The organism is Streptomyces sp. PH9007 (assembly GCF_059813725.1).
Genome location: NZ_CM187440.1, coordinates 3468857 through 3494600, shown reverse-complemented (window position 1 = coordinate 3494600; position 25744 = coordinate 3468857). Strand labels below are relative to the sequence as shown.

Here is a 25744-nt window from a genome sequence, read left to right as displayed (position 1 = left end):
GGACGGTGGTGCGCACTCTGTCGCCGCTGTCGCTGTTCTCGCTGTTCTCGCTGCTCACTAGGTGACGCTCCAGATCGGTTTATGCGGTGGCGGGGGCGGTGGCCTCGGCGGCGGCGCGGGCGGCGCCCGGCAGGGCGTCGGCGATGCGTTCCAGGGCGCGCTCGTCGTGGGCGGTGGACAGGAACCACGCCTCGAAGGCCGACGGCGGCAGGTAGACGCCCTGGTTCAGCATGGCGTGGAAGAAGGCCGTGAACCGGAAGGTCTGCTGAGCGCGTGCCGCCGCGTAGTCGGGGACGGACGCCTCGGTGAAGAAGACGGAGAACATGCTTCCCGCGCACTGGATGGTGTGCGGGACGCCCTCCTTGGCGAGCGCGGCGGTCACCAGCGCCCGCACCTTGGCCGCGGCGTCGTCGACGACGGCGTACGCGGCGTCGTCCAGCAGCCGCAGCTGGGCGAGCCCGGCGGCGGTGGCCACCGGGTTCCCGGACAGGGTGCCCGCCTGGTAGACGGGACCGGCCGGGGCGAGGCGCTCCATGACGTCCGCGCGCCCGCCGAAGGCCGCGGCCGGGAAGCCGCCGCCCATCACCTTGCCGAACGTCATCAGATCGGGTGTCACCCCGTCCAGGCCGTACCACCCCTGACGGCTGACCCGGAAGCCGGTCATCACCTCGTCCGAGATGTACAGCGCGCCGTGCTCGGCGCACAGGTCCTTCAGGCCCTGGTTGAAGCCGGGCAGCGGCGGCACGACGCCCATGTTTCCGGGGGCGGCCTCGGTGATGACGCAGGCGATCTCGCCGGGGTGACGCGCGAAGGCGGCGCGCACCGCCTCCAGGTCGTTGTACGGCAGCACCACCGTCTCGCCGGCGGCGGCGCCCGTGACGCCGGGGGTGTCGGGCAGCGCGAAAGTCGCGACGCCGGAGCCGGCCTGGGCCAGCAGCGCGTCGACGTGGCCGTGGTAGCAGCCGGCGAACTTGATGATCTTCTCGCGGCCGGTGAAGCCCCTGGCCAGCCGGATCGCGGACATGGTGGCCTCCGTACCCGAAGAGACCAGACGTACGCGCTCCACCGGGGGAATCCTGGCCACGATCTCCTCGGCCAGGGCCACCTCGCCCTCGGTGGGGGTGCCGAAGGAGGTGCCCTTGGCCACGGCCGCCTGGACCGCGTCGATGACGGCCGGGTGCGCGTGGCCGAGGATCATCGGCCCCCAGGAGCACACCAGATCGACATACTCCCGTCCATCGGCGTCGGTCACGTACGGACCGGAACCGGATGCCATGAACCGGGGCGTTCCGCCCACCGCGCCGAAGGCGCGCACCGGAGAGTTCACGCCGCCGGGGGTCACACTGGCTGCGCGGGAGAAGAGTGTCTGCGAAACTGGGGTGGCCTCAGAGGTGTGCGTCACGCGTTCCATGGTGGCAGAGCCTTCAGACAGCTGTGCGTTCGGGCGTTTCGCGAGCGCCTGTCGGGGGAGGTCCTCTGAGACGATGATCGGGTTGCGCGGCGGGGACCGCGCCGAGGCGGGGCGGTGACATGCAGCGCGGAGGCGGACTGGGCGAAGGGGACCTCGGTCCCGAGCCTGCCCCGCGCCCGCGTTCGCGCCGTGGCCGGCATCGCCGCAAGGGTGAGGGCGGCGCCCCCGGAGGCACCGGTGTCCCGGGGCCCGGCGGGAGCGGCGGCGAGAGCGAGATCCGGCTCGGCAACGGCAGGCTGTCCGTGACCTACAAATACTTCGGTGCCCCCGACGGCGCCACCGCGGCCCGCGTGCCGCTGTCGATGCGCCCCGAGGAGCTGGGCGGCGACGAGCTGGGCCAGGGCATGTTCACCCGCATCAAGCCCGAGACGATGGCCGCCATGGTGCTCACCGGCATCGAGGGCATACCCCTGCACCGGGTCCCGCCGCTGGAACTGGTGGTGCTGCACCCGGACTACGCCGTGGTCAAGCTCCCCACCACCGCCGTGGACCCGCTGCGCGCGATCGGCGACGAGACGGTGGGCGCGGCGGCCTTCATCTGGTCCACGGTCCCCGACCGGCGCGGCCCCACCGACGCCTTCGGCGTCTACCGGCTGCTGAACGAGTGGCAGGACTTCTCCCGCCGCCTCCACGAGGCCGGCCACCAGCCGTACTGCCTGGTCTGGCCCTGATCACCTGATCCGGCCCGCTCGGCTCGCGTCCGGTTCGCTCCAGCGCTCACCGGGTGGTGAGCGGGCCGCCCGCGGCGCGCCAGTCGATGAGACCCCGGCTCATGTTGACGGCCTCGAAGCCGTTTTCGACCAGCAGGTTCGCGGCGCCGGCCGACCGGATGCCACCGGTGCAGAACGTGATGAGCAGCCGGTCCTCGGGGAGTTCCAGGCAGCGTTCCGGCAGGACTTCGAGTGGCATGTGCACGGCGTCCGGGATGTGGGTCCGGTTCCACTCGACAGCACGGCGTACGTCCACGACGAGGGCGCCGTCCGCGACGAGGCGGATCGCCTCGGCCGCGCTCACGGCCGGTGGGCGGCGGAAGTAGTGGCGCAGGCTCACGCGGTCACGCTCCCGGGGGTGCGGTGGCCCACCGCACCGTCGGGGGCGGCGGCGCCTCCGCGCGGGACCTCGGAGGGGACGACGGCATCGAGCGGCCCGAAGCCGTCGGACAGGACGATCTGAACGTGCATGGCGCTTCCTCGCATCGCGGAACGGAGCCGGAGCACCTTCGACGCTAGGCGGGCGGCACCGCGCCGCCCAGCGGCGTGACTGCCAGGTTCCGACGGATAGCCGCCATCCGGAATCGCTTCCCACGCGCCACCGGTGTCGGCCCGCACGCGTACCGCCGTACCGTCAGCCAACCCCATGACCGCCAGAAATAAGACAAACTACCTTATTACGGCAACCGGACGGGCGCCCGGTCGGGGTGTGCGGTAGACATGACCCCCTGACCATGTCCGCGCGACACACCGACCGGGAGGCAGCCATGCGCAGTGCGGCAGCAGTGGTACGCACCACCCTCGCCGCCGTGGCCCTGTGCGCGCTCGCCGCCGGGTGCGGCGGCGACTCCGGCACCCAGAGCGGCACCGGCGGCTCGGGCCCCAGCGGCAGCGCCTCGGGCCCCGGCAAGCCCGGACGGTACTCGGCACTCCCCGAACCGTGCGGCTCCGTCAGCGAGAGCACCCTGCAACGGCTGCTGCCCGACGCGGCTCCCGAGGTGTACCGGGGCACGCCCACCGAGACGTACGACTCCGGGCGCCGCAGCGGCTGCACCTGGCAGGGCACACACCCGGAGACCGGCAACACCCTGCGGCTCACCGTCGACTTCGAACGGGTCATCTCCTACGACCCGCAGGTCAGCGACGACGACCAGGCGGAACTCGACTTCGCCGCCCGCGCCACCGAGGCCGGCCTCCCCTCCCCCGACGCTCCCGAGGACCCGGAATCACCCGGGTCACCCGACGCCCCGCAGGACGGCGACGACACCGGCGGTGACACCGGCGAGGGCGACGCGGGAAGCGACGCGGAGAACGACGCGGACAGCGACGACACCGAGAGCGGTACCGACGCCGGTGCCCCCACCGGCACCGACAGCGACGGCAACCCCGTCCCGCGCGACATCGGCATCGGCCACGACGCCTACCTCGATGACCGGCTCAGCACCACCGCCACCGGAGCGCACCGCGACGTGACCGTGGCGTTCCGCAGCGCGAACGTCATCGCCACCGTCCACTACACCGAGATCACCACCCGCACCGACGCACCACCCGAGAGCGGACCGCTCCAGGACGGCGCCCAGCGGGTGGGCCGGCACCTGGCGGGCGGGTTCGACGATTAGCACCCCCGGCGGGCCGAGGGCGTACCGTGCTGTGCGGCGCACCGTCCCGAGCGCCCCCTGAATTAACGGAAGCGAAGAGATCATGCACCCCACCGCGACTCCCCGAAGGTCCCCCAGCCTGGCGGCTGGGAGGGGCCCCCGACTGCGCGCGCTGGCCTGGGCCGCCGTCCCGGCCCTGCTGATCGCCGGCTGCTCCTCCTCCCCCTCCGGCGAGGACGCCAAGGACGACTCCGCGGCGGGCGAGGAGCAGAGCGCTCCGGAGCCCGAGCCCGTACGGTTCACCGATCTGCCCAGCCCCTGCGCCACGATCAGCGGGGACACCGTCGGCGACCTGGTGCCCAAGGCCGACCCCGAGGGCGGCTCGGCGCTGACCTCGAACGACACCTCCCTCTCCGGCACCTGCCTGTGGAGCGGGCTCAAGGAGTACCAGTACCGCTCGCTGACCGTCTCGCTGCGCCGCTTCGAGTCGGACCTGTCGCTGGGCAGCGGCGACGACCGGGCGCAGGGCTTCATCGCGCAGCAGATCGAGGAGATCACCGGCGACGGCGCCAACAGCGACGTCGACCAGGAGGAGCTGGCCGGCACCGGCGACTCGGCGGTCACCCTCGCGTACAACGCCGAGAAGGACATCGACGACGACAAGCAGGACTTCCGCCAGCAGCGGGTCGTCGTGCGCACCGGCAATGTCGTGATCACGGTCGACTACGCGGGCACCGGCCTGGAGGGCGACGACCTGCCGGGCGCCAAGGGCATCAAGGAGCGCGCCGAGACGGCGGCGGCCGAGGCCGTGGAGCGGCTCGGCGCGACGGCCGCGGACGAGGGTCAGGACGCGGACGGCGCGGAGGATGGCGCGGACACGGACAAGAAGGACGACGAGTAGCCGAGCCACCGCGGCCGGATCCGCGGTGTGCGAGTCTTGCCCCGCGAGGGAACACCAGTTTCATTACGGGGAGGCCCACGGGTGGCCGCGATCAAACTCACACGCGCACACCGCGTCCTGGTCGGCATCATCCTGGCCGGGGCGGTCGTCATCGCCGCCATCGGCTTTGTCGGCTCGTACACGGCGGTCCGCGATCTGGCCGAGAAGAAGGGATTCGGCGCCTTCTCGCCGTTCTTTCCCATCGGCATCGACGCGGGCATCGTCGTCCTGCTCGCCCTGGACCTGCTGCTGACCTGGCTGCGCATCCCGTTCCCCCTGCTGCGCCAGACCGCCTGGCTGCTCACCGCCGCCACCATCGCCTTCAACGGCGCCGCCGCGTGGGGCGACCCGCTGGGCGTCGGCATGCACGCGATCATCCCCGTGCTCTTCGTCATCACCGTGGAAGCGGCCCGGCACGCCATCGGGCGGGTCGCCGACATCACGGCGGACAAGCACATGGAGGGCGTCCGCATGTGGCGCTGGCTGCTCTCCCCCATCCCCACCTTCCGGCTGTGGCGCCGCATGAAGCTGTGGGAACTGCGGTCCTACGACGAGGTCATCACCATGGAGCGGGACCGCCTCGTCTACCAGACCCGGCTGCGCGCCGAGTACGGCCGCGCCTGGCGCCGCCGCGCACCGGTCGAGGAACTCATGCCGCTGAAGCTGGCCCGCTTCGGCGTCCCGCTCTCGGAGACGACCCTCCCCGGCACCGCGCAGCGGACCGAGACCGGGGCCGGAACCGGGACCGGGGCCGGGGCCGACGAACGGGCCACCCGGGCCGTGCAGCCGCCCCGCATCCCGCTGCCCGAACTGCCGGTGCTCCAGCCCCGGCCGGAGCGCGAGGAGTGGTACGACCCCCGGACACAGGCCCCGCAGGAGGAGCGGTCGCCGTCCGGGACGCCGGAACACGGGGAGCCCGCCCCCGTACCCGAGGACGCCGGACGGGCGCCCGCGCCCGAGGCCGTCCCCGAGCCGGACCCGGACCCGTACCCCGACGCCACCGTCCCGGTCGCCCCGGGCCGCCGCCGTACCCTCGGCCAGGCCCCGGCCCCCGGGCTGCTGCCGGCCCAGCGCAGCGGCGCCGGCGGCGAGGAGCCCCCGCAGGAGCCCGTCGAACTGCCCGACGACCTGGCCCAGGACGAGCTGTACTACCAGGCGTTCCACCAGTACGTCGTCGAGCACGACGCCTTCCCCACCGCCCGCCAGCTCTCCCTCATGCTGAACGACCGCTACAACGTCACCGACGCGCACGGCAATCTGCTGACCGAGCAGCATGTGCGCGACTTCATGCGCAACCACGGCTTCAAGGAGCGCTACAACGCCGACATGGGCACCAGCGTCTGAGCCCGCGAGCCGGCCGCGTCAGGCGGCGCAGGCACGCTCCAGTTCGGCGAGGCCCGCGCGCACGGCCTCGTCGGGGTGATCCGCCAGCAGCCGCAGGGTGGGCAGCAGTCGGCCCAGGATGTCCCGCTGCGCGTCGGCCGCCTCCGAGTGGCCGGCGCGGACGCGGGCGAGGGCGGCGAGCAGCCTCAGCAGCCGGCCCCGGTCCGGGGTCCAGCCGTTGACCACCAGCATCGCCAGCAGCGGCGCGGCGGCCTGGGCCGCGGTGGCGCCGTGGCCGTGCACCAGCAGTTCCTCCAGCCGGCGTGCCGCGCGTGCGGCCACCGCCTCGTCGTCCCAGCCGGCCCGCAGGATCTGGGTGGGCACCTCGTGGGCCCACCCCGGGTTGCAGCGCAGCCGGTCCCAGGGGACGCGGTCGGTCCGTTCCCTGATCTGGCGCAGGACCCACAGTTCCACCGGGTCCAGCCGCAGGGCCGCCCAGCCGTGCGGGCCGCATACCCACAACTCCGTGTCCCCGGTGAGCCGCAGTTCCCCGATGCCGGTGCCCAGCCGCAGGTCGGCCGCGACATCCGTGCAGCCGGTCTCCAGGTCCCACAGCCGCACCAGTCCGTCGGCCCAGGCGGCGGCCACCACGGGGCCGTGTCCGGGCAGCACGGCGGAGGCCAGGGCAGTCACCGGCGTACCGCGCCGGTCCAGCGGGCGGGGTGCGGGCGGGCCGCCGGCCGGGCCGATCCGCAGGACGCCCGCCGCGTCACCGCTCACCACCAGCGTGTCCGCGGCCTGCGGTCCGGTGCGCAGCCGGGTCACGGCGGTGACCGGGGCCCGGTGCGTGCCCGCGGGCCACTGCGGCGCGGCGCCGGACAGCGCGTCGGGGCGGCCGGGCGGTGGCTCGTCGGCCGAACGGACCGTCCAGCGCTCCCACGCGTCCTCCTCGCCCACGCGGAAGGCCACCGGCGGCAGGTCCAGCAGCCGGTCGGGCTCCTCCTCCGGCGGCACCACCGCGTGCTCGCCACCGGGCGCCAGTACGGCCAACGCCGCCGTCACCGCCCGCCGGGTCCGGCCGTACACCATCAGCGGCCAGTCCGCCCCGTACCCGCGGCCGTGCCGGATGACGACATCGGGCCCGCCGTACAGCACGGCGTCGGACCCCAGTTCGTGCCAGGGCAGCAGGCCCATGCCGGGGTACGAGGCGCGCAGCCGGTCCAGGACGGCCGGGTCCGTCTCCAGGTCCTCGTGGTCCAGGACGGCGGTGAAGCCGAAGTGCGCCGGCAGCCGTTCCAGGGCCAGGTGCAGCAGGAACTCGGAGAGCGAGGCGGCCTGGGGCTCCCAGGTGTCCCGGTCGGTCCGCACCAGGACCCGCGGATCGTCCCGGCCGGCCTCGGCCACCGGGTAGCCCCACTCGTTGCAGTACTGGTATTCGGACAGGAAGACGCACATCCGGCCGTCCTCCGTGGTGGCCGGCGGCCACTGGGTGTGCACCCAGTACAACCGGGGCCGGTGCGCGAAGGAGTTGACGGGGGTGTCCCACCACTCGGTGAGTGCGGCCGGCACCGGCAGCGAGGGGTCGACGCCCTCGTCGGTGTTCTCACCGTCCCCGGGGCGCCACACCGGATCGCCCCCGGGGTCGGTGTACCCCCACTCCCGCTGCACCTGGTCGAGCAGCGCCCAGCGCTGCCCCGGGTCGGCCGCCGCCCGTTCCCGGGCCTGCCGCAGGCGCGCGGCGAACCGCCCGTAGTCGATCACCTGTGCCATGCGTGCAGGGTAGGAGGTCGGGCGCGGCGCGCCGCGCCCCGGTGGGCGGCCCGGCCCCCCGCTCAGCCGCCCAGCAGCAGCCGCACCCGGTCCGCCCCCACCGCCAGCAGCAGCGTGGGCAGCCGCGGCCCGGTCTCCTTGCCGATCAGCAGCCGGTACAGCAGCGCGAAGAAGCTCCGCTGCGCCACCTTCAGTTCGGGCGTCGGCTTCGCCTCCGGGTCGAGCCCGGCCTGGATCTTCGGCACCCCGTAGACGAGCGTCGTCAGTCCGTCCAGCGACCAGTGGTCGGCAAGGCCCTCCCGCAGCAGCCGCAGCGACTCGCGCTGCGTCTCGTCCAGCGAGCCGAGCAGTTCGGCGTCGGGCTCGGCGCGCACCTGGGTACGGGCCTCGGCCGGCATCTGAGTGGCCACCCAGTGCGCCGCCCGGTCAAGACGCGGCCGGGTCTGCGCCAGGTCGGTGACCGGGTGCTCCGGGTCCAGCTCGCTCAGGATCCGCAGGGTCTGCTCGTCGTCGCCGGTGGTGATGTCCACCACGGAGGCCAGCATCCGGTACGGCAGGCGGCGCGGGGTGGCGGGCAGTTCGCCCGCCGCGGTGCCGATCGCCCGCCGGTACGCGGCGACGTCCGCCGGCTGGGCCGCGCCGTCCGCGACCTTCTTCGCCAGCGCGTCCCACTCGTCGTAGGTGCGCTGGATCTCGCCGTCGAAGGCGATCTTGAACGACTGGTTGGGCTTGCGCCGCGCGTACAGCCAGCGCAGCAGCGGCGCCTCCATGATCTCCAGCGCGTCGGCCGCGATCGGCACGCCGCCCTTGGAGCTGGACATCTTCGCCATGCCGCTGATGCCGACGAACGCGTACATCGGGCCGATGGGCTGCTTGCCGCCGAAGATCTCGGAGACCAGCTGGCCGCCGACCACCCACGAGGAGCCGGGCGAGTGGTGGTCCACGCCGGAGGGCTCGAACACGACGCCCTCGTACGCCCAGCGCATCGGCCAGTCGACCTTCCACACCAGCTTGCCGTGGTCGAACGCGCTGAGCTTCACCGTGTCGCCGTGCCCGCACGCCTCGCAGCGGTAGGTCAGCTCGGTGGTCTCCTCGTCGTAGGCGGTGACCGTGGTCATGTCCCGCTCGCAGACGGTGCAGTACGGCTTGTACGGGTAGTAGTCGCCGCTGCCCGCGCTGCCGTCGTCCTCGGCGGCGGCGCCCGAACCCTCGGCGGCGGCCAGCTCGGCCTCGTCGACGGCCTTCTGCGAGGGCTTGCCGCCCCCGGCCTTCGCCGCCTTCGCCTTGGTGCGGTACCGCTCCAGCACGGCGTCGATCCGCCGCCGCTCGCGCATCGCGAACAGGATCTGCTCGCGGTAGACGCCCGAGGTGTACTGCTCGGTCTGGCTGATCGCGCGGACCTCGATGCCCATCTCGGCCAGGGCGGTGAGCATCGGCGCCTTGAAGTGCTCGGCCCAGCTGCCGTACGGGCTGCCGGCCGGCGCCGGTACGGAGGTCAGCGGCTTGCCGATGTGCTCGGACCAGGACGCGTCGACCCCCTCGACCCCGGCCGGGACCTTGCGGAACCGGTCGTAGTCGTCCCAGGAGAGCAGGTGGACGCACTCGACGCCGCGCCGCTTGATCTCGTCCGCGACCAGGTGGGGCACCATGACCTCGCGCAGGTTGCCCAGGTGGATCGGTCCGGACGGGCTGAGCCCCGAGGCGCACACAACGGGTTTGCCGGGCGCACGCAGCTCCGCCTCGGCGATGACCTCGTCCGCGAGCCGGGAGACCCAGTCGGTCTCCGGGGTGGTCCGATCCACTGCTGTGCACTTCCTTCTGCCGCGCTTGCGCTGAAACCGGGTGGCGGTCCGCGTGGGATACTGACGAAGATTCTCAGAATCCGCGTTGACTCCGCGAATCCATTGTCTCCTACGGAATGGCTCGCTCTCCCATGTCCTCGGTTCCCGCCCTTGCCACCGTCGTCGATCAGCGCCTCGCCGAGGCTCTCGGGGCCGCCCGGCCCGAGGCCGCCGGTGCGGACCCGCTGCTGCGACGAAGTGACCGGGCTGACTTCCAGGCGAACGGGATGCTGGCGCTGGCCAAGCGGCTGAAGTCCAACCCGAGAGAGCTGGCCACCGAGGTGGTGGCGGCGCTCACCACCGGCGGGGACGGGCCGATCAAGGATGTCGAGGTGTCGGGTCCCGGCTTCCTCAACATCACGGTCACCGACGAGGCCATCACCGCCAACCTCGCCGCGCGTGCCGCCGACGACCGCCTCGGGGTGCCGTTCACCACGGACCCGGGCACGATGATCATCGAGTACTCGCAGCCGAACGTCGCCAAGGAGATGCACGTCGGCCACCTGCGCTCCACGGTGATCGGGGACGCGCTGGTGCGGCTGATGGAGCACCGGGGCGAGAAGGTCGTCAGGCGCAACCACATCGGCGACTGGGGCACCCAGTTCGGGATGCTGATCCAGTACTTGATCGAGCACCCCGACGAGTTGGACCACCAGGGCGGCACGCAGGCCGGCGAGGCGGCGATCTCCCGCCTGAACCACCTCTACCGGGCCTCGCGCGCCGTCTTCGACACGGACGCCGAGTTCAAGGAGCGCGCCCGGCGCCGGGTGGTGGAGCTCCAGGCGGGCGACGCGGAAACGCTGGCGCTGTGGCAGCGGATCGTCGACGAGTCGAAGCTGTACTTCAACGCCGTGTACGACCGGCTGGACGTGCTGCTGACCGACGAGGACGTGGTGGGCGAGTCCGCCTACAACAGCGATCTGCCCACGCTGGCGCGTGAGCTGGAGGAGTCCGGGGTGGCCGTCCGCTCGGACGGCGCGCTGTGCGTGTTCTTCGACGACGTCAAGGGCCCCGACGACCGGCCGGTTCCGCTGATCGTACAGAAGGCGGACGGCGGCTTCGGGTACGCGGCGACCGACCTCGCGGCGGTCCGCGACCGGGTGGGGGTGCTGGGCGCCGACACCATGCTCTACATCGTGGACGCGCGGCAGTCGCTGCACTTCAAGATGGTCTTCGAGACGGCGCGCCGGGCCGGCTGGCTGCCGGACGGGGTGGCGCACCACCTGCCGTTCGGCTCCGTGCTGGGCAAGGACGGCAAGCCGTTCAAGACCCGGGCGGGCGAGACCGTACGCCTGATGGACCTGCTGGACGAGGCCGTGGAGCGTGCCGGTTCGGTCGTCCGCGAGAAGGCGCCGGAGCTGCCCGAGGCGGAGATCGCCGAACGCGCCACCCAGGTGGGCATCGGCGCGGTGAAGTACGCGGACCTGTCGACCTCCCGTTCGCGGGACTACATCTTCGACCTGGACCGGATGGTCTCGCTCAACGGCGACACCAGCGTGTACCTCCAGTACGCGTACGCCCGTATCCAGTCGATCCTGCGGCGCGGGCGTGAGCAGGGCATCACGCGCGCGGTGGCGCACCCCGAACTGCCGCTGGCCCCGGCCGAGCGGGCGCTGGGGCTGCACCTGGACGAGTTCGGGCAGACCCTGGACGAGGTGGCGCGGCACTACGAGCCGCACCGGCTGACGGGGTATCTGTACGCGCTGGCCTCGCACTACGCGACGTTCTACGAGAACTGCCCGGTGCTGAAGGCGGAGTCGCCCGCCATGGTGGAGAACCGGCTGCTGCTGTGCGAGCTGACGGCGCGCACACTGCGCCAGGGCATGTCGCTGCTGGGCATCGAGACGCCCGAGCGCCTGTAGGACGGAGCGTCGGCACCCCCGGTGGGGGCGGAGGAAGCTGCCAGAATTCTGGCGTTTCCCCGCCCCCTTTGTGGTTTGAGTTGCCGAATACCGCTTCGACATCACGCCTGTTGTGTCGTTACGTGACCGTCGGATGACATATACGTGACAAACACCGACGCCCCCTTGCCGGTCTCCTCTGCCGGGGCGAATGATTTCGGCTGAGCGATCGCGGGTGTCATGCCCACGATCATCACGCATCGGTTCACCCCCACCGCAGCACCTCTATGAGGAGGACCCCTCAGATGGCAGCGATGCGCAAGACCGTTCTGGCCACCGCCGCAGTCGTGGCACTCGGCATCGGCGTTGCACTTCCCGCCTCGGCCAACACGGGCGCAGCCGACCAGCCCCTGGGCTTCATCGCCAACGCGGACGCCCCGGGCACGATAGAGGACAGCTACATCGTCATACTTGAGGACACCACGTTCTCCGCGGCCTCCGTCGCCGCCGAGAACCTGGCCGACAAGTTCGACGCGGAGATCGTCACCACCTACGAACACGCCCTCAACGGCTACGAGATCGAGGCCAGCGAGGCCGACGCGCTCGCCCTGGCCGCGCACCCGTCGGTCAAGGAAGTGGTGCAGAACCAGCGGGTGTCTCTCGACGCCACCCAGGTCAACCCCCCGTCGTGGGGCCTGGACCGCATCGACCAGCCGAGCCTCCCGCTGAACCAGACGTACAACTACCCGGACTCCGCCGGTGACGGCGTCACCATCTACGTCGTCGACACCGGCATCCGCCACAGCCACTCGGACTTCGGCGGCCGGGCCAGCTTCGGCTACGACTACTGGAACCAGGGCGGCGCGGACGGCAACGGCCACGGCACCCACGTCGCCTCCACCGCCGCCGGCACCGCCTACGGCGTGGCCAAGCAGGCCGACCTGGTCTCCGTCCGCGTCCTGGACAACAGCGGCGGCGGCACCACCGCCTCCGTCATCGGCGGCGTGGACTGGGTGACCGCCAACGCCTCCGGCCCCTCCGTCGCCAACCTCAGCCTGGGTGGCGGCGCCAACACGGCGCTGGACGCGGCCGTCCGCAACTCCATCGCCTCCGGCGTGACGTACGCCGTCGCCGCGGGCAACAGCAACGCCAACGCCGCCAACTACTCGCCGGCCCGGGTCGCCGAGGCCATCACGGTGGGCGCCACCCAGAGCAACGACGCCCGCGCGAGCTACTCCAACTGGGGTGCGACCGTGGACATCTTCGCCCCGGGCACCAGCATCACCGCCGCGTGGCGCACCAGTGACACCGCCATCAACACCATCTCCGGCACCTCGATGGCCAGCCCGCACGTGGCCGGTGTCGCCGCCCTCTACCTCGCCGGCAGCCCCAGCGCCTCCCCCGCCCAGGTCTGGTCCGCCCTGGACTCGGCCTCCGTCACCGGCCAGGTCGGCAGCCCCGGCACCGGTTCGCCGAACAAGCTCCTCCAGGTCCCGTAACCCCCAGGGCCCGACAGCACATCACCGCCCCGCCCGCCGCAGCAGCGGCGGGCGGGGCACCATCCCGTTCAGCCGCGCGCACCCCACGCCTCATTGAATGCACTATGCATTCTTCGCTGCTATAACGCATTCATGGCTGCCGTGACCATTCGCGACGTCTCCGACGACGCCGTGCAGATGATGAAGATCCGCGCCACCCAAGCCGGCCAGTCCCTCCGGGCCAACCTCAGCGCGTACGACGCCCACTACGTCGCCCTCGCCGAAACGCTCGGTATGCCCCTCATCACCGCCGACGCGAGGAGCACACGCGGCGGCGCGGCGAAGTGCGACATCGAGGTATTCACTTCGGCCCCCTGACCACCCGAAACGATGTCCTCGCCCGCGATGGCGAACAGAACGTCGGGCCGCCGGCCCCCCCCCGTTGACGACGGGTGACCTCCTACGGGTGACTTTCACTCCCGAACGCGGCCAGCGAGGTGATGAAGTGCTCGGCCGCCGCGTCGACCTCGGCGGTCGGGGTCAGCAGCCTCTGCAGCAGGAGGCCGCGCAGACCCGCGGTCGCGATGATGCTCTGCCGCCTGGCGCCGGTTGCCGTCGCGCCGTCGCGAAGGGCTGCCGCTTCGAGCAGGTGCGCCAGGCCGTCGATGTCGACGACGAGCTCCTGGAACGCGTCGCGTTCATAGACCGCGAGCCCCACCAGGTGGAAGAAGGCATGCGTGCGATCTTCGTGTGCGGGGTCCGAGTAGAAGGTCCAGATCGCTCGGCACAGGGCCTCGAACCCGAGTTCTTCGCCGGTCGCGGCGATGACGAGGTTGTCGCGGCGGCGCGCCTCCGCCAGCACGGCACGCAGCAGCCCCGGCCGCGACCCGAAGTGATACGTCAGCAGCGTGTGGTGCACGCCGAGCCGTTCCGCCACCTGGCGCATCGACAGGTTCGGGCTGGGGCCGTTCTCGCCGAACTCCTCGAACAGCGCCTCCAGGAGACGCTGCTTCCCTTCCCCCACCGGTGATCTCACGTTGCCTCCGTTTGACAGCTTCACCACTGTTGAGTACGTTATCGCAAGATCAATTCACCACTGTTGAGGATAGCTGCGCGGGCCACGGCCGCAGGAGGGGAGCAACCCGATGAGCGAGATATGGCACGGCTGCCTGCCGGACACGGAGTACCTGGAGATCACCGCCCGCTCAGGGCACCGCTACGGCGTCTGGGTCACCACACCCCCCGGATACGCGGACTCCACGGACCCCCTGCCGCTGATCTACGTACTGGACGGCAACTGGACGGTCGGCCTCACCGCGCCCCTCATCGTCAGCCAGGCGGACCCGTACCTGACGATCGCCCCCTACATCCAGGTCACCATCGGCTACACCGGCGAGGAGGCCGCGGCCTGGGCACAGATCCGCAACCGCGACCTCGTGCCCCCGGGCGAACCCATCGGTGACGACACGCTGGCCACCCTCACGGCAGCCCGCGAGTCGGGGGCCATGACCCAGGAACAGATCGACGCCTACCTCGCGGAGCTGGGGGAAGCCCGAGCCGACGTCTTCCTCGACTTCCTGACCGGCGAACTCCACCCCCACCTGCGGTCGAAGCTGCGGGTCAGCGAGTCCGGGCACGGCCTCTTCGGCTACTCCTACGGAGGTCTCTTCGCCCTCTACACCTGGCTGCGCGAGACCGGACTCTTCGCGAGCGTCGGTGCGGGCAGCCCCGGCGTGGCCAGCAAGGACAGCCAGATCTTCACCCTCGTCGAAGCCCTCCCGGACCCCGGCGAGGACGCCGCCGCTCCCCGGCTGCACATCACGCTGAACGAAGCCGAAGTGCTGGGCGACATCCCGTTCTACCGCGGCATGGCCCGGCACGTCCTCACGACGGTGGAACAACTGCACACCCGGGGAAGGTCGGAACAGGTCTCGCGCGCGCTGCTGCGGGAGACCCACGTCACCGGCCTCCAGGCGTCCTTCCTCAGCTACCTGAAGACCTGCCACCGGCGCTGACCGGACCCCGGCCGCGAGCGGCCCACCGGCTCGTCCCACCCGGGACGGGCCTCACAGCGCCGAGGCCACCGCCGCCCGGACTCCGGCCACCGGCCGCTCCCGTCCCGGATGCACCCGGTTCGTCAGCAGCACCAGCACGGTGCCGCTCCGGGCGTCCGCCACCACACTCGTCCCGGTGAAACCGGTGTGGCCGTACGTACGGGGCGAGGCCAGCGCGCCCATGTACGCGGGCCGGTCCCGCTCCCACCCCGGCCACCGCGCCGCCCGCTCCTCGCTCAGCACCCGCACGCCCCCGTACCGGCCGCCGTTCAGCAGCACCTGAGCCAGCACGGCCACCTCCCGCGCCGTACCGAACACCCCCGCGTGCCCGGCCACCCCGCCCAGCAGGAACGCCTTCTCGTCGTGCACCTCACCGCGCACCACCCCGCGCCCCGTCCACGGCTGGTACTCGGTGGCAGCACACCGCGCCACCCGGTCAGCGGAAGGCCGGAACCCGGTGTCCACCAGCCCCAGCGGCCCGGTGAACCAGCGCTCCAGCAGCACGTCCAGCGCGGCACCCGCCGCCCGCTCCACCGCCACCCCGGCCGTGATCAGCCCGAGGTCCGAATACCGCTCACCCTCCCCCGGCGCATACTCCAGCGGCTCCCCGAACACCGCCGCCAGGCGCAGCGCGCGCGTCCCGTACGGGGCCAGGTCCAGGTCGGCCGCCATCCCGCCGCGGTGCGCCAGCAGCAGACGCAACGTCACCCGCGGGTCCGGCACCTCCGGCACATACCGGCCCACCGGCGCGTCCAGATCCAGCAGCCCCTCGTCCGCCGCCCGCGCCACCAGCAGCGCCGTGTACAGCTTCGTCAGCGACGCCAGATCGAACACCGTGTCCACGGTCATCAGCACGTGGTCCCCCACCGGCAGTTCGACCGGCCCGCCGGGGCCCGCGCCCCAGCGCACCGCCCACCCGCCGGCTCCCTCGGCCAGCACCGCGCCGTCCCGCACCGCCAGCACCACGAACCCGGGGCGGGCCAGGGCCCGCGCCACCGCCACCACCCCGGCCCGTGCCGGCATCAGCTCTCCCGGTGCACCTTGGTGTTCGACACCTGCGCGCGCGGCCGGACCACCAGCAGATCCACATTCACGTGCGGCGGCCGGGTCACCGTCCACGCGATGGTGTCCGCCACGTCATCGGCGGTCAGCGGCTGCGCCACCCCCGCGTACACCTGCGCCGCCCGCTCCGCGTCCCCGCCGAAGCGGTTCAGCGAGAACTCCTCGGTCGCCACCATCCCCGGCGCGATCTCGATCACCCGCACCGGCTCCCCGGCCAGCTCCAGACGCAGCGTCCCGGTCAGCGCGTGCGCCCCGTGCTTGGCCGCCACATAGCCGCCACCGCCCTCGTACGTGCCGAGCCCGGCCGTCGAGGACACCACCAGCACCGTGCCGGCCCCGCTCGCGACCAGCGCCGGCAGCAGCGCCTGCGTCATGTGCAGCACGCCCAGCACATTGACCTCGTACATGGCGCGCCAGTCCGCCGGATCGCCCTGCGCGACGGTGTCCAGGCCGTACGCCCCGCCCGCGTTGTTGATGAGGACGTCCACCCGCTCCAGCGAGGCCGCGAACGCGTCCACCGCCGCCCGGTCGGTGACATCCAGCGGGTACGCCAGGGCCGCGTGCCCGGCCTCCGTCAGCTCCTTCGCGAGCGCCTCGATCCGCTCCGCGCGGCGCGCCGTGAGCACCACCCGGTACCCGGCCGCCGCGAGCCGGCGCGCCGTGGCGGCGCCGATCCCGCTGCTCGCCCCGCTCACCACGGCGGTGGGCGCGGTGGTGGGTTCCTGTATGGCGGTGCTGCTCATGGCGCCTTCTCTCCTGCGTCGTTCCGCGTACCGGTGCTGCGGCCCTCAGCCTGCCAGCCGCCGGGCCGCCTCGGTGGCCCAGTAGGTGAGGATCACATCGGCGCCCGCCCGCTTGAACGACATCAGGGTCTCGTCGATCGCGCGTTCCCGCTCGATCCAGCCCCTCTCGGCCGCCGCCTCGACCATCGCGTACTCACCGGAGATCTGGTACGCGGCCACCGGTACGTCCACCGCGTCCGCCACCCGGCGCAGCACGTCCAGGTACGGCATGCCCGGCTTCACCATCACCAGGTCGGCGCCCTCGGCCAGGTCGAGCGCCAGCTCGCGCATCGACTCCCGCCCGTTCGCCGGGTCCTGCTGGTACGTCTTGCGGTCCCCGCGCAGCGAGGAGTTCACCGCCTCCCGGAACGGGCCATAGAACGCCGAGGTGTACTTCGCCGTGTACGCCAGCAGCGACACGTCCTGGTGCCCGGCCGCGTCCAGCGCCGCCCGGATCACCCCGATCTGACCGTCCATCATCCCGGAGGGGCCGAGCATGTGGGCGCCGGCGTCCGCCTGCACCACCGCCATCTCGGCGTACCGGGCGAGCGTGGCGTCGTTGTCGACCCGGCCGTGCGCGTCCAGCACCCCGCAGTGGCCGTGGTCGGTGACCTCGTCCAGGCAGGTGTCCGCCATCACGACCAGCTCGTCGCCGACCTCGGCCCGCACCGCGCGCAGCGCCCGCTGCAGGATGCCGTCCGGGTCGGTGCCGGCCGAACCGACCGCGTCCTTGACCAGCGGCACCCCGAACAGCATGATCCCGCTCACCCCGGCCGCCACCGCGTCGGCGGCGGCCTTCCGCAGCGAGTCCAGGGTGTGCTGGACGACGCCCGGCATCGAGGAGACCGGCACCGGCTCGGCGACGCCCTCCCGCACGAACGCGGGCAGCACCAGATCGGCCGGACGCACCTGGTGCTCGGCCACCATCCGGCGCATCGCCGCGGTGGTCCGCAGCCGCCGGGGCCGCGCCGCCGGGAACCGGGGCACGGCGGACGGCGCGGACGGCGCGACCGGTGCAGAACCGTATCCGCTGCTCACTGGCTCACTCACGAGGTACGGGCCCTCCGTCGCTGCGGACGCTTCTCGCTCGGCCGCTTCAGCACCTCGCCGGAGGCGGCGGCCGCCGCCCGGCGCTCCTCGCCGTACTGGGCCAGCGCCTCGGCCAGCGCGTGCACCGACGGCTCGGGCGAGAGCACGTCCACCCGCAGCCCGTGCTCCTGCGCGGTCTTGGCCGTCGCCGGCCCGATACACGCGATCACCGTCACGTTGTGCGGCTTGCCGGCGATGCCGACCAGGTTCCGCACCGTGGACGAGGAGGTGAACAGCACCGCGTCGAAGCCACCGCCCTTGATCGCCTCCCGGGTCTCGGCCGGCGGCGGCGAGGCGCGCACCGTCCGGTACGCCGTCACGTCGTCCACCTCCCAGCCCATCTCGACCAGGCCCGCCACCAGCGTCTCGGTGGCGATGTCGGCGCGCGGCAGGAACACCCGGTCGATCGGGTCGAAGACCGGGTCGTACGGGGGCCAGTCCTCCAGCAGCCCCGCCGCCGACTGCTCGCCGCTGGGCACCAGATCGGGCCGCACACCGAACTCGATCAGCGCCCGGGCGGTCTGCTCACCGACCGCCGCGACCTTGATCCCGGCGAACGCCCGCGCGTCCAGCCCGTACTCCTCGAACTTCTCCCGGATCGCCCGCACCGCGTTCACCGAGGTGAACGCGATCCACTCGTACCGCCCGGTCACCAGGCCCTTGACGGCCCGGTCCATCTGCTGCGGGGTACGCGGCGGCTCCACCGCGATCGTCGGCACCTCGCTGGGCACCGCGCCGTACGAGCGCAGCTGCTCCGACAGCGACGCCGCCTGCTCCTTCGTGCGCGGCACCAGCACCTTCCAGCCGAACAACGGCTTCGACTCGAACCACGCCAGCTGATCGCGCGACTCCGGCGCCCCGCGCTCGCCCACGACCGCTATCACCGGCCGGTCGCCCTCGGCCGAGGGCAGCACCTTCGCCGACTTCAGCGTGCGCTCCACCGTGCCCAGCGTCGCCGACCACGTGCGCTGCCGCGTCGTCGTACCCGCGATCGTCACCGACACCGGGGTGTCCGGCTTGCGGCCCGAGGAGATCAGCCGCGCCGCCGTACCGGCCACCGACTCCAGCACCGCCGACACCACCACCGTGGCGTCGGAGGTCCCGACCTCGGTCCAGCACCGCTCGTCGGCGGTCGCCGCGTCCACGAACCGCACATCGGCGCCGTCCGGGTCGCGCAGCGGCACCCCGGCGTACGCGGCCACGCCCACGGCGTGCGCGATACCGGGAACCACCTCGAAGGTGATGCCCTCGGCGGCCAGCGCGAGCATGTCGGCGGTGGCGTCCGCGTCCATCCCCGGATCACCGGCGACCGCACGGACCACCCGCTTGCCGCCGCGCGCGGCCCGCATGACAAGATCGGCGGCATCACTCGCCGCCGCGGTCGGTGCGCCCAGGGCGGCGTTCTGCAGCGGGGTCTCCGTGCCGGGCCGCAGATGTGTGCGCACCACGTCGTACGCGCGTGGATCGGCGACCAGGACATCGGCCCGCGCCAGCGCCTCCACGGCGCGCAGGGTCAGCAGGCCCGGATCACCCGGTCCGGCCCCGAGAAAGGTGACGTGCCCGTGGTACGGACCGGAGTGACCGGCCGGCTGGGCCGCCAGGATGCGTGCGGCGGTGGGGCTCAAAGTGCTCGCTCCCCCATCAGACCGGCCGCGCCTTTGGCGAGCATCTCCCGGGCGAGTTCGGCACCCACACGTGCTGCGTGGGCCACCGCCTCGGCGGGCGACGCCGGTACGGGACCGGTGGTGGACAGCTGCACCAGCGTGGTGCCGTCGGTCGTGCCGACGACGCCGCGCAGGCGCATTTCGGTGACATCCCGCTCATCGCTCCGCAGGTCGGCCAGCGCACCCACAGGTGCGCTGCAACCGGCCTCCAGGGCGGCGAGCAGGCTTCGCTCGGCGGTGACGGCGACCCGGGTGAACGGGTCGTCCAGCTCCGCGAGCTGGGCGGCGAGCTCCGCGTTCGACGCGGCGCACTCGACCGCCAGTGCCCCCTGGCCGGGGGCGGGCAGGACTGTGTCGGGCGGCAGGAAGTCGGTGATCTCCGCTTCCCGCCCCAGCCGGTGCAACCCGGCGGAGGCGAGGACGACGGCATCGAGTTCGCCGCCGCTCACGTACCCGATCCGGGTGTCGACATTCCCCCGGATGGCGACCGTGTCCAACTCGCAACCCAGCGAGCGGGCCCACGCGTTCAGCTGCGCCATGCGGCGCGGCGAGCCGGTGCCGATCCGGGTGACGCCGTTCTCCACCACCAGCTGCTCGAAGGTCAGCCCGCCGCGGGCGACCAGCGCGTCCCGCGCGTCCGCCCGGACCGGCACGGCCGCCAGGGCCAGCTCCGCGGGCTGCGCGGTGGGCAGGTCCTTCAGCGAGTGCACGGCGAAGTCGATCTCGCCGGCCAGCAGCGCGTCGCGCAGCGCCGAGACGAAGACTCCGGTGCCGCCGATGGTGGCCAGCGCCTCCCGGGAGACGTCGCCATAGGTGGTGATCTCCACCAGGTCGACCGGTCGCCCGGTGAGGGCACGGACCTGGTCCGCGATCATCCCGGACTGCGCCATGGCGAGGGCACTGCGCCGGGTGCCGAGCCGCAGGGCCCGGTGGGGGGTGGTCATGACCGCTCCTGTTCCGCGTTACTTCTGGTGCTGCCGCCACCGGCGGCCACCGCGTGCGGGTCGAGATCGAACAGCTCGCGCAGGGCGGCCGCGTAATCGGCACCGCCCGGCTCACCGGCCAGCTCCTTGACCCGCACGGTCGGCGCGTGCAGCAGCTTGTCGACGACGCGGCGCACCGCGTGGGTGACCTCCGCGCGTTCCTTCTCGCCCAGCCCCGGCAGCCGGCCGTGCAGCCGGGCCAGTTCGCTGGAGACCACGTCGGCCGCCATCGCGCGCAGGGCGACGACGGTGGGGGTGATGTAGGCGGCGCGCAGGGCGGCGCCGAAGTCGGCGACCTCCTGCGCGACGATGTCCCGCACGGCCTGCACGTCGGCGGCCATCGGGGCGTCGGCGGAGGCGGCGGCCAGCGACTCGATGTCGACCAGGCGCACCCCGGGCAGCCGGTGCACGGCCGCGTCGATGTCGCGCGGCATCGCCAGGTCGAGCAGCGCGGGCTCGCCCTGCCCGGCGTGCCGCTCGCCCAGCGCGCCGGCGACGGCGGAGGCGGACAGCACCAGGCCGGTGGCGCCGGTGCAGGAGATGACGAGGTCGGCGAGCTTCAGCTCGGCGGCGATGGAGATGGCGTTGATCGGCACGGCGCGGGCCCGGGGCCCGGCGGCGGCCGGGGCGTGGTCGCAGCCGTCGCCGACGGGGCACATCCGGCCGTGCTGCCCGCCCTGGGCGGGCACGGTGGCCCGGCCGGCGCTCTCGCCGTCACCGGCGACGCCCTCGGAGGCCGTGCCGTGCGCGGCGTGGTCGGGTCCGGCGGCCGTGCCGCGCTCCGCGTCCAGCGAGGCGGCGAGCCGCTCCGCGCGCTCCAGCGTCCTGTTGGCGATCACCAGTTCGGCGACACCGGCGCGCGCCAGCGTCGTCGCGGCCAGCGACGACATCGACCCGGCACCGATCACCAGCGCGCGCAGCCCGCGCACCCACGACATGTCCGGCTGGGCGCCATCCGCGAGGACCCGGTCCCGGTCGGGGTCCAGCTGCCCGAGGCCGAAGGTCACCAGCGACTGTCCGGCCCGGTCGATGCCGGTCTCGCTGTGCGCGCGCTTGCCCACCCGCAGCGAACGCTGGAACAGCTCGTTCAGCATCCGCCCGGCGGTCTGCTCCTCCTGGGCGAGGGCCAGCGACTCCTTCAGCTGCCCCAGGATCTGCCCCTCGCCGACCACCATCGAGTCGAGCCCGCAGGCCACCGTGAACAGATGGGTGACGGCCTCGTCCTCGTACCGCACGTACAGGTACGGGTCCAGCTCGTCCGGCCCGACACCGCCGTAGCGCGCCAGCATCCCGGACAGCTCGGCGACCCCGGCGTGGTACCGGTCCACGTCCGCGTACAGCTCGACCCGGTTGCAGGTCGACAGCAGCGCCGCCTCCAGCACCGGCTCGGCCGCCAGCAGATCGTGCAGCAGCTCGGCGCGTACGCCGGGCGCGATCGCGGCGCGCTCCAGCACGCTCACCGGGGCGCTGCGATGGCTCACTCCCACCACGAGCAACGTCATGCCGGCATCACCGCCGGGATGTCCCCGTCGGGGCCCTGCCCCTTGGGCCGGTCCGCGCCGCCGTCGGCGGGCGCGGCGGTACGGGCACCGCGCGGCCGTACGCCGCGCGAGATCTCGTCCGCGGCCTTGCGCTGCTCGTGGAAGGCGAGGATCTGCAGCTCTATCGACAGGTCCACCTTGCGCACGTCCACCCCCTCCGGCACCGAGAGCACCGTGGGGGAGAAGTTCAGGATCGAGGTGACGCCGGCGGCCACCAGCCGCTCGCACACCTGCTGGGCCGCGCCCGCCGGGGTGGTGATGACACCGATGGAGACACCGTTGGTGTGCACGATCGACTCGAGTTCGTCCACGTGCCGCACGCCGATGCCCGCGACCTGCTTGCCGGTCATCTTCGGGTCGGCGTCGATGAGCGCCGCGACCCGGAAGCCGCGGGAGGCGAAGCCGCCGTAGTTGGCCAGCGCGGCGCCGAGATTACCGATGCCGACGATGACCACGGGCCAGTCCTGGGTGAGCCCGAGTTCACGCGAGATCTGGTACACGAGATACTCGACGTCGTACCCCACGCCCCGGGTGCCGTAGCTGCCGAGGTAGGAGAAGTCCTTGCGCAGCTTCGCCGAGTTCACCCCGGCGGCGCCTGCCAGCTCCTCCGAGGAGACCGTCGGCACCGAGCGCTCGGACAGCGCGGTCAGCGCCCGCAGATACAACGGAAGCCGGGCGACAGTCGCCTCGGGGATTCCTCGGCTGCGCGTCGCCGGTCGGTGGTTTCGGCCAGTTGCCACGGTGCTCCTGCCGGTCGAGCCAAGCGGAGAGCGGTCGCGTACGGCGCACGCGCCGAGACCGCCCCGTCGCGCCCAGGCTATGCCTTTGTGAACGCGTGCACAAAGATGGTGTCCGCTTTGTCCGTCCAAAGTGACCGGTGCCACACGCATCAACAGGGACACCTGGTCACACTCCTCACGTATGTGCACCGGAACGGAAAAAACGACCCCGCATGCTAAACCAAACCGGGCTCAAGCTCCCAACGCGCTGCGCAGCCGCCCGGCGTCCACCCGCCAGAAATCGTGCTGCTCACCGTCCACCAGCACCACCGGGATCTGCTCCCAGTACAGCCGGTGCAGCTCCGCGTCCACGGTGATGTCCCGCTCCTCCCAGGCAGCCCCGGTCTCCTCGCACACCGCCGCCACCACCTCCCGGGCGGCATCGCACAGATGACAGCCGGGCTTCCCGATCAACGTGACGACGCGGTCCTGGGGAGACTTACGGGACGCACGGCGCAGCAGGGGTCTCATGCCGCCCATTGTGCCGTGCATGGCAATCCGGGCGACATGCCCGCGCAACCGGTGCTCCGCGCGCGACTGGCTATCCTCGATCACATGGCAAGCTCGCCGCTGGACCAGCCCGCCGACCGCTCTGACCTCAGTACCGGTGACCGTGACGCCGGTCCGGGCGGCGATCCGGGCGGCGAGGACGGCGGCACCGCCGGGAGCCGTACGGGTCTGCTGGCCGACCTGGCCAGGGGCCGCTGGCGGTGGCCGGGCCAGGCCCCCACTCGGCGCAGCGAACTGGCCGGGCAGGCGTCGGCGGAGGCGGCCGGGGAGACCGTGGCCGAGCCGGAGTTCCCGGTGCCCGGTGATGTCCGGGCGGCGGCCTTCTTCGATCTCGACAACACGGTGATGCAGGGCGCGGCCCTCTTCCACTTCGGGCGCGGCCTGTACAAGCGCAAGTTCTTCAGCGGCCGGGATCTGGTGCGGTTCGCCTGGCAGCAGGCGTACTTCCGGATGGCGGGCTCGGAGAACGCCGAGCACATGCGGGACGCCCGCGACAGCGCGCTGTCCATCGTCAAGGGCCACAAGGTGGCCGAACTGATGGCGATGGGCGAGGAGATCTACGACGAGTACATGGCCGGGCGCATCTGGCGCGGCACCCAGGCGCTGGCCCAGGCCCATCTGGACGCCGGGCAGCGGGTGTGGCTGGTGACGGCGGCCCCGGTGGAGACGGCCACCATCATCGCCAGGCGGCTGGGCCTCACCGGGGCGCTGGGCACCGTCGCCGAGTCGGTGAACGGGATCTACACCGGCCGGCTGGTCGGCGAACCGCTGCACGGCCCGGCCAAGGCGATGGCGGTACGGGCGCTGGCCGGGCGCCAGGAGCTGGACCTGGAGCGCTGCGCGGCGTACAGCGATTCGGCGAATGACATCCCGATGTTGTCTCTTGTCGGTTATCCCTACGCGATCAATCCGGACAGCGCGTTGCGGGCGCACGCCCGCAAACAGGGCTGGCGGGTGCGCGACTACCGCACCGGCCGCAAGGCGGTGCGGATCGGGGTCCCGGCCGCCGCGGGCGCCGGAGCCGTGGCGGGCGGCGCCGTCGCGGCGGTCGCGCTGCGGCGGCGCCGGCGCTGAACCGCAGGCGCACCCCGGCGCGCCAGAGGCATTCCGGCCCTTTACCCCGCGCTCGCGGCGGACAGTCCCCCGACCGGCCATCGGTCACATTCGTTCATCCAGTGATCGCATCCGGGCATTCGGCGATCAGCAAGCCCATGGCGTTGGGTAGCGCGCCGACAACAACACGTAACTCTTCAAACCTAATCGGCGATTTTCGCAACTACGCGTAGCACGCCAAGTACAAAGCGTTATTCTCCTCAGACGCATTCCGGTCCCCAGGCGTCTCCCCCCAGGCGTCGGCTGACGGACCCGCACCACTGCACGTGTCGGAAGCTCTGCCTCTGGGAGTCCCGTGTACCCACACGTCGGGGTTGACACCTCGGGCCTGGCCACGCTGCGCACGACGGTCTTCGGCCGGCTGCGCGTCTTCGTCCCCCCCGCGTACGCCATGTCCACCCTCTCCGCCGCACTTGTCCCCGCCGGCCCCGCCTATGTCCTCGCCGAAGGCACCGCCGGCACCACCTCCGCCTCACCGACCCCCGTCCCCGCCACCCCACCCGCGACCGCCCCGGCCACCGCCCCCGCGGCCCCCGCCCCCAGCACCGGCAGGCGCATCCCCAGGAACACCACCGCCCGCCGCCCCGCCGCCGACAGCGACAGCCGGCGCATGATGGACCTCGTCGAACGCGCCCAGGCCGGCGAGTCCGAGGCCTTCGGCGGCCTCTACGACCACTACTCCGACACCGTCTACCGGTACATCTACTACCGGGTCGGCGGCCGGGCCACCGCCGAGGACCTCACCAGCGAGACGTTCCTGCGCGCCCTGCGCCGGATCGGCACGTTCACCTGGCAGGGCCGCGACTTCGGCGCCTGGCTGGTCACCATCGCCCGCAATCTCGTCGCCGACCACTTCAAGTCCAGCCGCTTCCGGCTGGAGATCACCACCGGCGAGATGCTCGACGCCAACGAGGTCGAGCGCAGCCCCGAGGACTCCGTCCTGGAGTCGCTGTCCAACACCGCGCTGCTGGAAGCGGTCCGCAAGCTCAACCCGCAGCAGCAGGAGTGCGTGACCCTGCGCTTCCTCCAGGGCCTTTCGGTCGCCGAGACCGCCCGGGTGATGGGCAAGAACGAAGGGGCCATCAAGACCCTCCAGTACCGCGCGGTGCGCACCCTGGCCCGGCTGCTGCCCGACGACGCGAGATAGCGCCGCCGTTCCCCCGCCCCGCCCCTCGTGCCGCCCGTGAGCGTGCGG

At 72.5% G+C, this 25744-nt stretch carries 24 protein-coding genes; 10 read left to right on the top strand and 14 right to left on the bottom strand.

Annotated features, from left to right (window positions below; all coding sequences use genetic code 11):
- Positions 1-79 precede the first annotated feature (79 nt).
- Entirely contained in the window at positions 80-1411 is a 1332-nt protein-coding gene (hemL, locus tag ACTFAP_RS15930; protein WP_495681214.1) for a glutamate-1-semialdehyde 2,1-aminomutase, read from the bottom strand.
- Between the two features lie 119 nt (positions 1412-1530).
- Between hemL and ACTFAP_RS15925 the strand changes: the two genes are divergently transcribed.
- On the top strand, positions 1531-2142 hold the full coding sequence (locus ACTFAP_RS15925) for a hypothetical protein (RefSeq protein WP_390124096.1): 612 nt from the start codon (positions 1531-1533) through the stop codon (positions 2140-2142).
- A 46-nt stretch (positions 2143-2188) separates the two neighbouring features.
- On the opposite strand, the gene ACTFAP_RS15920 is transcribed toward ACTFAP_RS15925, so the two are convergent.
- Both ACTFAP_RS15920 and ACTFAP_RS15915 read right to left on the bottom strand, forming a co-directional pair.
- The gene (locus ACTFAP_RS15920) at positions 2189-2521 is read right to left on the bottom strand and encodes a rhodanese-like domain-containing protein (RefSeq protein ID WP_500466655.1); all 333 of its coding nucleotides are present in this window, start codon (positions 2519-2521) and stop codon (positions 2189-2191) included.
- Entirely contained in the window at positions 2518-2652 is a 135-nt protein-coding gene (locus ACTFAP_RS15915; RefSeq protein WP_500466654.1) for a hypothetical protein, read from the bottom strand. Before ACTFAP_RS15915 ends, ACTFAP_RS15920 begins: the two co-directional genes overlap by 4 nt.
- A 263-nt stretch (positions 2653-2915) precedes the next feature.
- On the opposite strand from ACTFAP_RS15915, the gene ACTFAP_RS15910 reads away from it, so the two are divergent.
- The 3 genes from ACTFAP_RS15910 (at position 2916) to ACTFAP_RS15900 (ending at position 6063) form a co-directional block, all read left to right on the top strand.
- Positions 2916-3800, top strand: coding sequence for a hypothetical protein (locus ACTFAP_RS15910; protein ID WP_500466653.1), 885 nt, complete (start codon positions 2916-2918; stop codon positions 3798-3800).
- A gap of 82 nt (positions 3801-3882) precedes the next feature.
- Positions 3883-4680, top strand: coding sequence for a DUF3558 domain-containing protein (locus ACTFAP_RS15905; protein ID WP_500466652.1), 798 nt, complete (start codon positions 3883-3885; stop codon positions 4678-4680).
- 81 nt (positions 4681-4761) lie between these two features.
- On the top strand, positions 4762-6063 hold the full coding sequence (locus ACTFAP_RS15900) for a DUF2637 domain-containing protein (protein WP_500466651.1): 1302 nt from the start codon (positions 4762-4764) through the stop codon (positions 6061-6063).
- 18 nt (positions 6064-6081) lie between these two features.
- On the opposite strand, the gene ACTFAP_RS15895 is transcribed toward ACTFAP_RS15900, so the two are convergent.
- Together ACTFAP_RS15895 and lysS are read right to left on the bottom strand one after the other, a co-directional pair.
- Positions 6082-7812 (bottom strand): hypothetical protein, encoded by a 1731-nt coding sequence (locus tag ACTFAP_RS15895; RefSeq protein WP_500466650.1) that lies wholly within the window; start codon positions 7810-7812, stop codon positions 6082-6084.
- Between the two features lie 62 nt (positions 7813-7874).
- Entirely contained in the window at positions 7875-9614 is a 1740-nt protein-coding gene (lysS, locus tag ACTFAP_RS15890) for a lysine--tRNA ligase (protein ID WP_500466649.1), read from the bottom strand.
- Between the two features lie 131 nt (positions 9615-9745).
- On the opposite strand from lysS, the gene argS reads away from it, so the two are divergent.
- The 3 genes from argS to ACTFAP_RS15875 all read left to right on the top strand — a co-directional run bounded on the left by argS (position 9746) and on the right by ACTFAP_RS15875 (position 13350).
- Complete coding sequence (gene argS / locus ACTFAP_RS15885) at positions 9746-11515, top strand: arginine--tRNA ligase (protein WP_500466648.1); 1770 nt, start codon at positions 9746-9748, stop codon at positions 11513-11515.
- Between the two features lie 284 nt (positions 11516-11799).
- On the top strand, positions 11800-12993 hold the full coding sequence (locus tag ACTFAP_RS15880; protein ID WP_495681206.1) for a S8 family serine peptidase: 1194 nt from the start codon (positions 11800-11802) through the stop codon (positions 12991-12993).
- 132 nt (positions 12994-13125) lie between these two features.
- Positions 13126-13350, top strand: a complete 225-nt coding sequence (locus ACTFAP_RS15875) for a type II toxin-antitoxin system VapC family toxin (protein ID WP_500466647.1) — start codon at positions 13126-13128, stop codon at positions 13348-13350.
- 82 nt (positions 13351-13432) lie between these two features.
- Here ACTFAP_RS15875 and ACTFAP_RS15870 read toward each other — a convergent pair whose 3' ends face one another.
- On the bottom strand, positions 13433-14008 hold the full coding sequence (locus ACTFAP_RS15870; RefSeq protein WP_495681204.1) for a TetR family transcriptional regulator: 576 nt from the start codon (positions 14006-14008) through the stop codon (positions 13433-13435).
- A gap of 109 nt (positions 14009-14117) precedes the next feature.
- Here ACTFAP_RS15870 and ACTFAP_RS15865 point away from each other — a divergent pair, with 109 nt between their 5' ends.
- Positions 14118-14987 carry an alpha/beta hydrolase-fold protein gene (locus ACTFAP_RS15865; protein WP_495681203.1) on the top strand — a complete coding sequence of 290 codons (870 nt, stop codon included), beginning with the start codon at positions 14118-14120 and terminating at the stop codon, positions 14985-14987.
- Between the two features lie 51 nt (positions 14988-15038).
- Here ACTFAP_RS15865 and ACTFAP_RS15860 read toward each other — a convergent pair whose 3' ends face one another.
- The 8 genes from ACTFAP_RS15860 to ACTFAP_RS15825 form a co-directional block, all read right to left on the bottom strand.
- Entirely contained in the window at positions 15039-16049 is a 1011-nt protein-coding gene (locus tag ACTFAP_RS15860) for a serine hydrolase domain-containing protein (RefSeq protein WP_500466646.1), read from the bottom strand.
- A complete protein-coding gene (locus ACTFAP_RS15855; RefSeq protein ID WP_495681201.1) occupies positions 16049-16831 on the bottom strand; it encodes an SDR family NAD(P)-dependent oxidoreductase in 783 nt (260 codons plus the stop codon). Before ACTFAP_RS15855 ends, ACTFAP_RS15860 begins: the two co-directional genes overlap by 1 nt.
- Before the next feature lie 45 nt (positions 16832-16876).
- Positions 16877-17857: a porphobilinogen synthase gene (gene hemB / locus ACTFAP_RS15850; RefSeq protein ID WP_500469480.1), complete on the bottom strand. Its 981-nt coding sequence runs from the start codon at positions 17855-17857 to the stop codon at positions 16877-16879.
- Between the two features lie 59 nt (positions 17858-17916).
- The gene (locus ACTFAP_RS15845) at positions 17917-19584 is read right to left on the bottom strand and encodes a uroporphyrinogen-III synthase (RefSeq protein WP_495681200.1); all 1668 of its coding nucleotides are present in this window, start codon (positions 19582-19584) and stop codon (positions 17917-17919) included.
- Positions 19581-20567 (bottom strand): hydroxymethylbilane synthase, encoded by a 987-nt coding sequence (gene hemC / locus ACTFAP_RS15840; RefSeq protein WP_500466645.1) that lies wholly within the window; start codon positions 20565-20567, stop codon positions 19581-19583. The genes ACTFAP_RS15845 and hemC overlap by 4 nt, the downstream gene beginning before the upstream one ends.
- On the bottom strand, positions 20564-22108 hold the full coding sequence (gene hemA, locus ACTFAP_RS15835; RefSeq protein ID WP_500466644.1) for a glutamyl-tRNA reductase: 1545 nt from the start codon (positions 22106-22108) through the stop codon (positions 20564-20566). Before hemA ends, hemC begins: the two co-directional genes overlap by 4 nt.
- Positions 22105-22887, bottom strand: a complete 783-nt coding sequence (locus tag ACTFAP_RS15830) for a redox-sensing transcriptional repressor Rex (protein ID WP_400013428.1) — start codon at positions 22885-22887, stop codon at positions 22105-22107. The genes hemA and ACTFAP_RS15830 overlap by 4 nt, the downstream gene beginning before the upstream one ends.
- 231 nt (positions 22888-23118) lie before the next feature.
- Positions 23119-23406, bottom strand: a complete 288-nt coding sequence (locus ACTFAP_RS15825; protein WP_390124135.1) for a glutaredoxin family protein — start codon at positions 23404-23406, stop codon at positions 23119-23121.
- Positions 23407-23481: 75 nt separating this feature from the next.
- Between ACTFAP_RS15825 and ACTFAP_RS15820 the strand changes: the two genes are divergently transcribed.
- On the top strand, positions 23482-24510 hold the full coding sequence (locus ACTFAP_RS15820; RefSeq protein ID WP_495681197.1) for an HAD-IB family hydrolase: 1029 nt from the start codon (positions 23482-23484) through the stop codon (positions 24508-24510).
- 334 nt (positions 24511-24844) lie between these two features.
- Complete coding sequence (locus ACTFAP_RS15815; protein WP_495681196.1) at positions 24845-25696, top strand: ECF subfamily RNA polymerase sigma factor, BldN family; 852 nt, start codon at positions 24845-24847, stop codon at positions 25694-25696.
- The last annotated feature ends 48 nt before the right edge of the window (positions 25697-25744 follow it).

What these genes read in the sequence shown, in the direction of transcription:
- hemL (WP_495681214.1), bottom strand. Translation starts at nt 1,411, where the DNA reads ATGGAACGCGTGACGCACACCTCTGAGGCCACCCCAGTTTCGCAGACA.
- ACTFAP_RS15925 (WP_390124096.1), top strand. Translation starts at nt 1,531, where the DNA reads ATGCAGCGCGGAGGCGGACTGGGCGAAGGGGACCTCGGTCCCGAGCCT.
- ACTFAP_RS15915 (WP_500466654.1), bottom strand. Translation starts at nt 2,652, where the DNA reads ATGCACGTTCAGATCGTCCTGTCCGACGGCTTCGGGCCGCTCGATGCC.
- ACTFAP_RS15910 (WP_500466653.1), top strand. Translation starts at nt 2,916, where the DNA reads ATGTCCGCGCGACACACCGACCGGGAGGCAGCCATGCGCAGTGCGGCA.
- ACTFAP_RS15905 (WP_500466652.1), top strand. Translation starts at nt 3,883, where the DNA reads ATGCACCCCACCGCGACTCCCCGAAGGTCCCCCAGCCTGGCGGCTGGG.
- ACTFAP_RS15895 (WP_500466650.1), bottom strand. Translation starts at nt 7,812, where the DNA reads ATGGCACAGGTGATCGACTACGGGCGGTTCGCCGCGCGCCTGCGGCAG.
- argS (WP_500466648.1), top strand. Translation starts at nt 9,746, where the DNA reads ATGTCCTCGGTTCCCGCCCTTGCCACCGTCGTCGATCAGCGCCTCGCC.
- ACTFAP_RS15880 (WP_495681206.1), top strand. Translation starts at nt 11,800, where the DNA reads ATGGCAGCGATGCGCAAGACCGTTCTGGCCACCGCCGCAGTCGTGGCA.
- ACTFAP_RS15875 (WP_500466647.1), top strand. Translation starts at nt 13,126, where the DNA reads ATGGCTGCCGTGACCATTCGCGACGTCTCCGACGACGCCGTGCAGATG.
- ACTFAP_RS15865 (WP_495681203.1), top strand. Translation starts at nt 14,118, where the DNA reads ATGAGCGAGATATGGCACGGCTGCCTGCCGGACACGGAGTACCTGGAG.
- ACTFAP_RS15860 (WP_500466646.1), bottom strand. Translation starts at nt 16,049, where the DNA reads ATGCCGGCACGGGCCGGGGTGGTGGCGGTGGCGCGGGCCCTGGCCCGC.
- ACTFAP_RS15855 (WP_495681201.1), bottom strand. Translation starts at nt 16,831, where the DNA reads ATGAGCAGCACCGCCATACAGGAACCCACCACCGCGCCCACCGCCGTG.
- hemC (WP_500466645.1), bottom strand. Translation starts at nt 20,567, where the DNA reads ATGACCACCCCCCACCGGGCCCTGCGGCTCGGCACCCGGCGCAGTGCC.
- hemA (WP_500466644.1), bottom strand. Translation starts at nt 22,108, where the DNA reads ATGACGTTGCTCGTGGTGGGAGTGAGCCATCGCAGCGCCCCGGTGAGC.
- ACTFAP_RS15825 (WP_390124135.1), bottom strand. Translation starts at nt 23,406, where the DNA reads ATGGGCGGCATGAGACCCCTGCTGCGCCGTGCGTCCCGTAAGTCTCCC.
- ACTFAP_RS15820 (WP_495681197.1), top strand. Translation starts at nt 23,482, where the DNA reads ATGGCAAGCTCGCCGCTGGACCAGCCCGCCGACCGCTCTGACCTCAGT.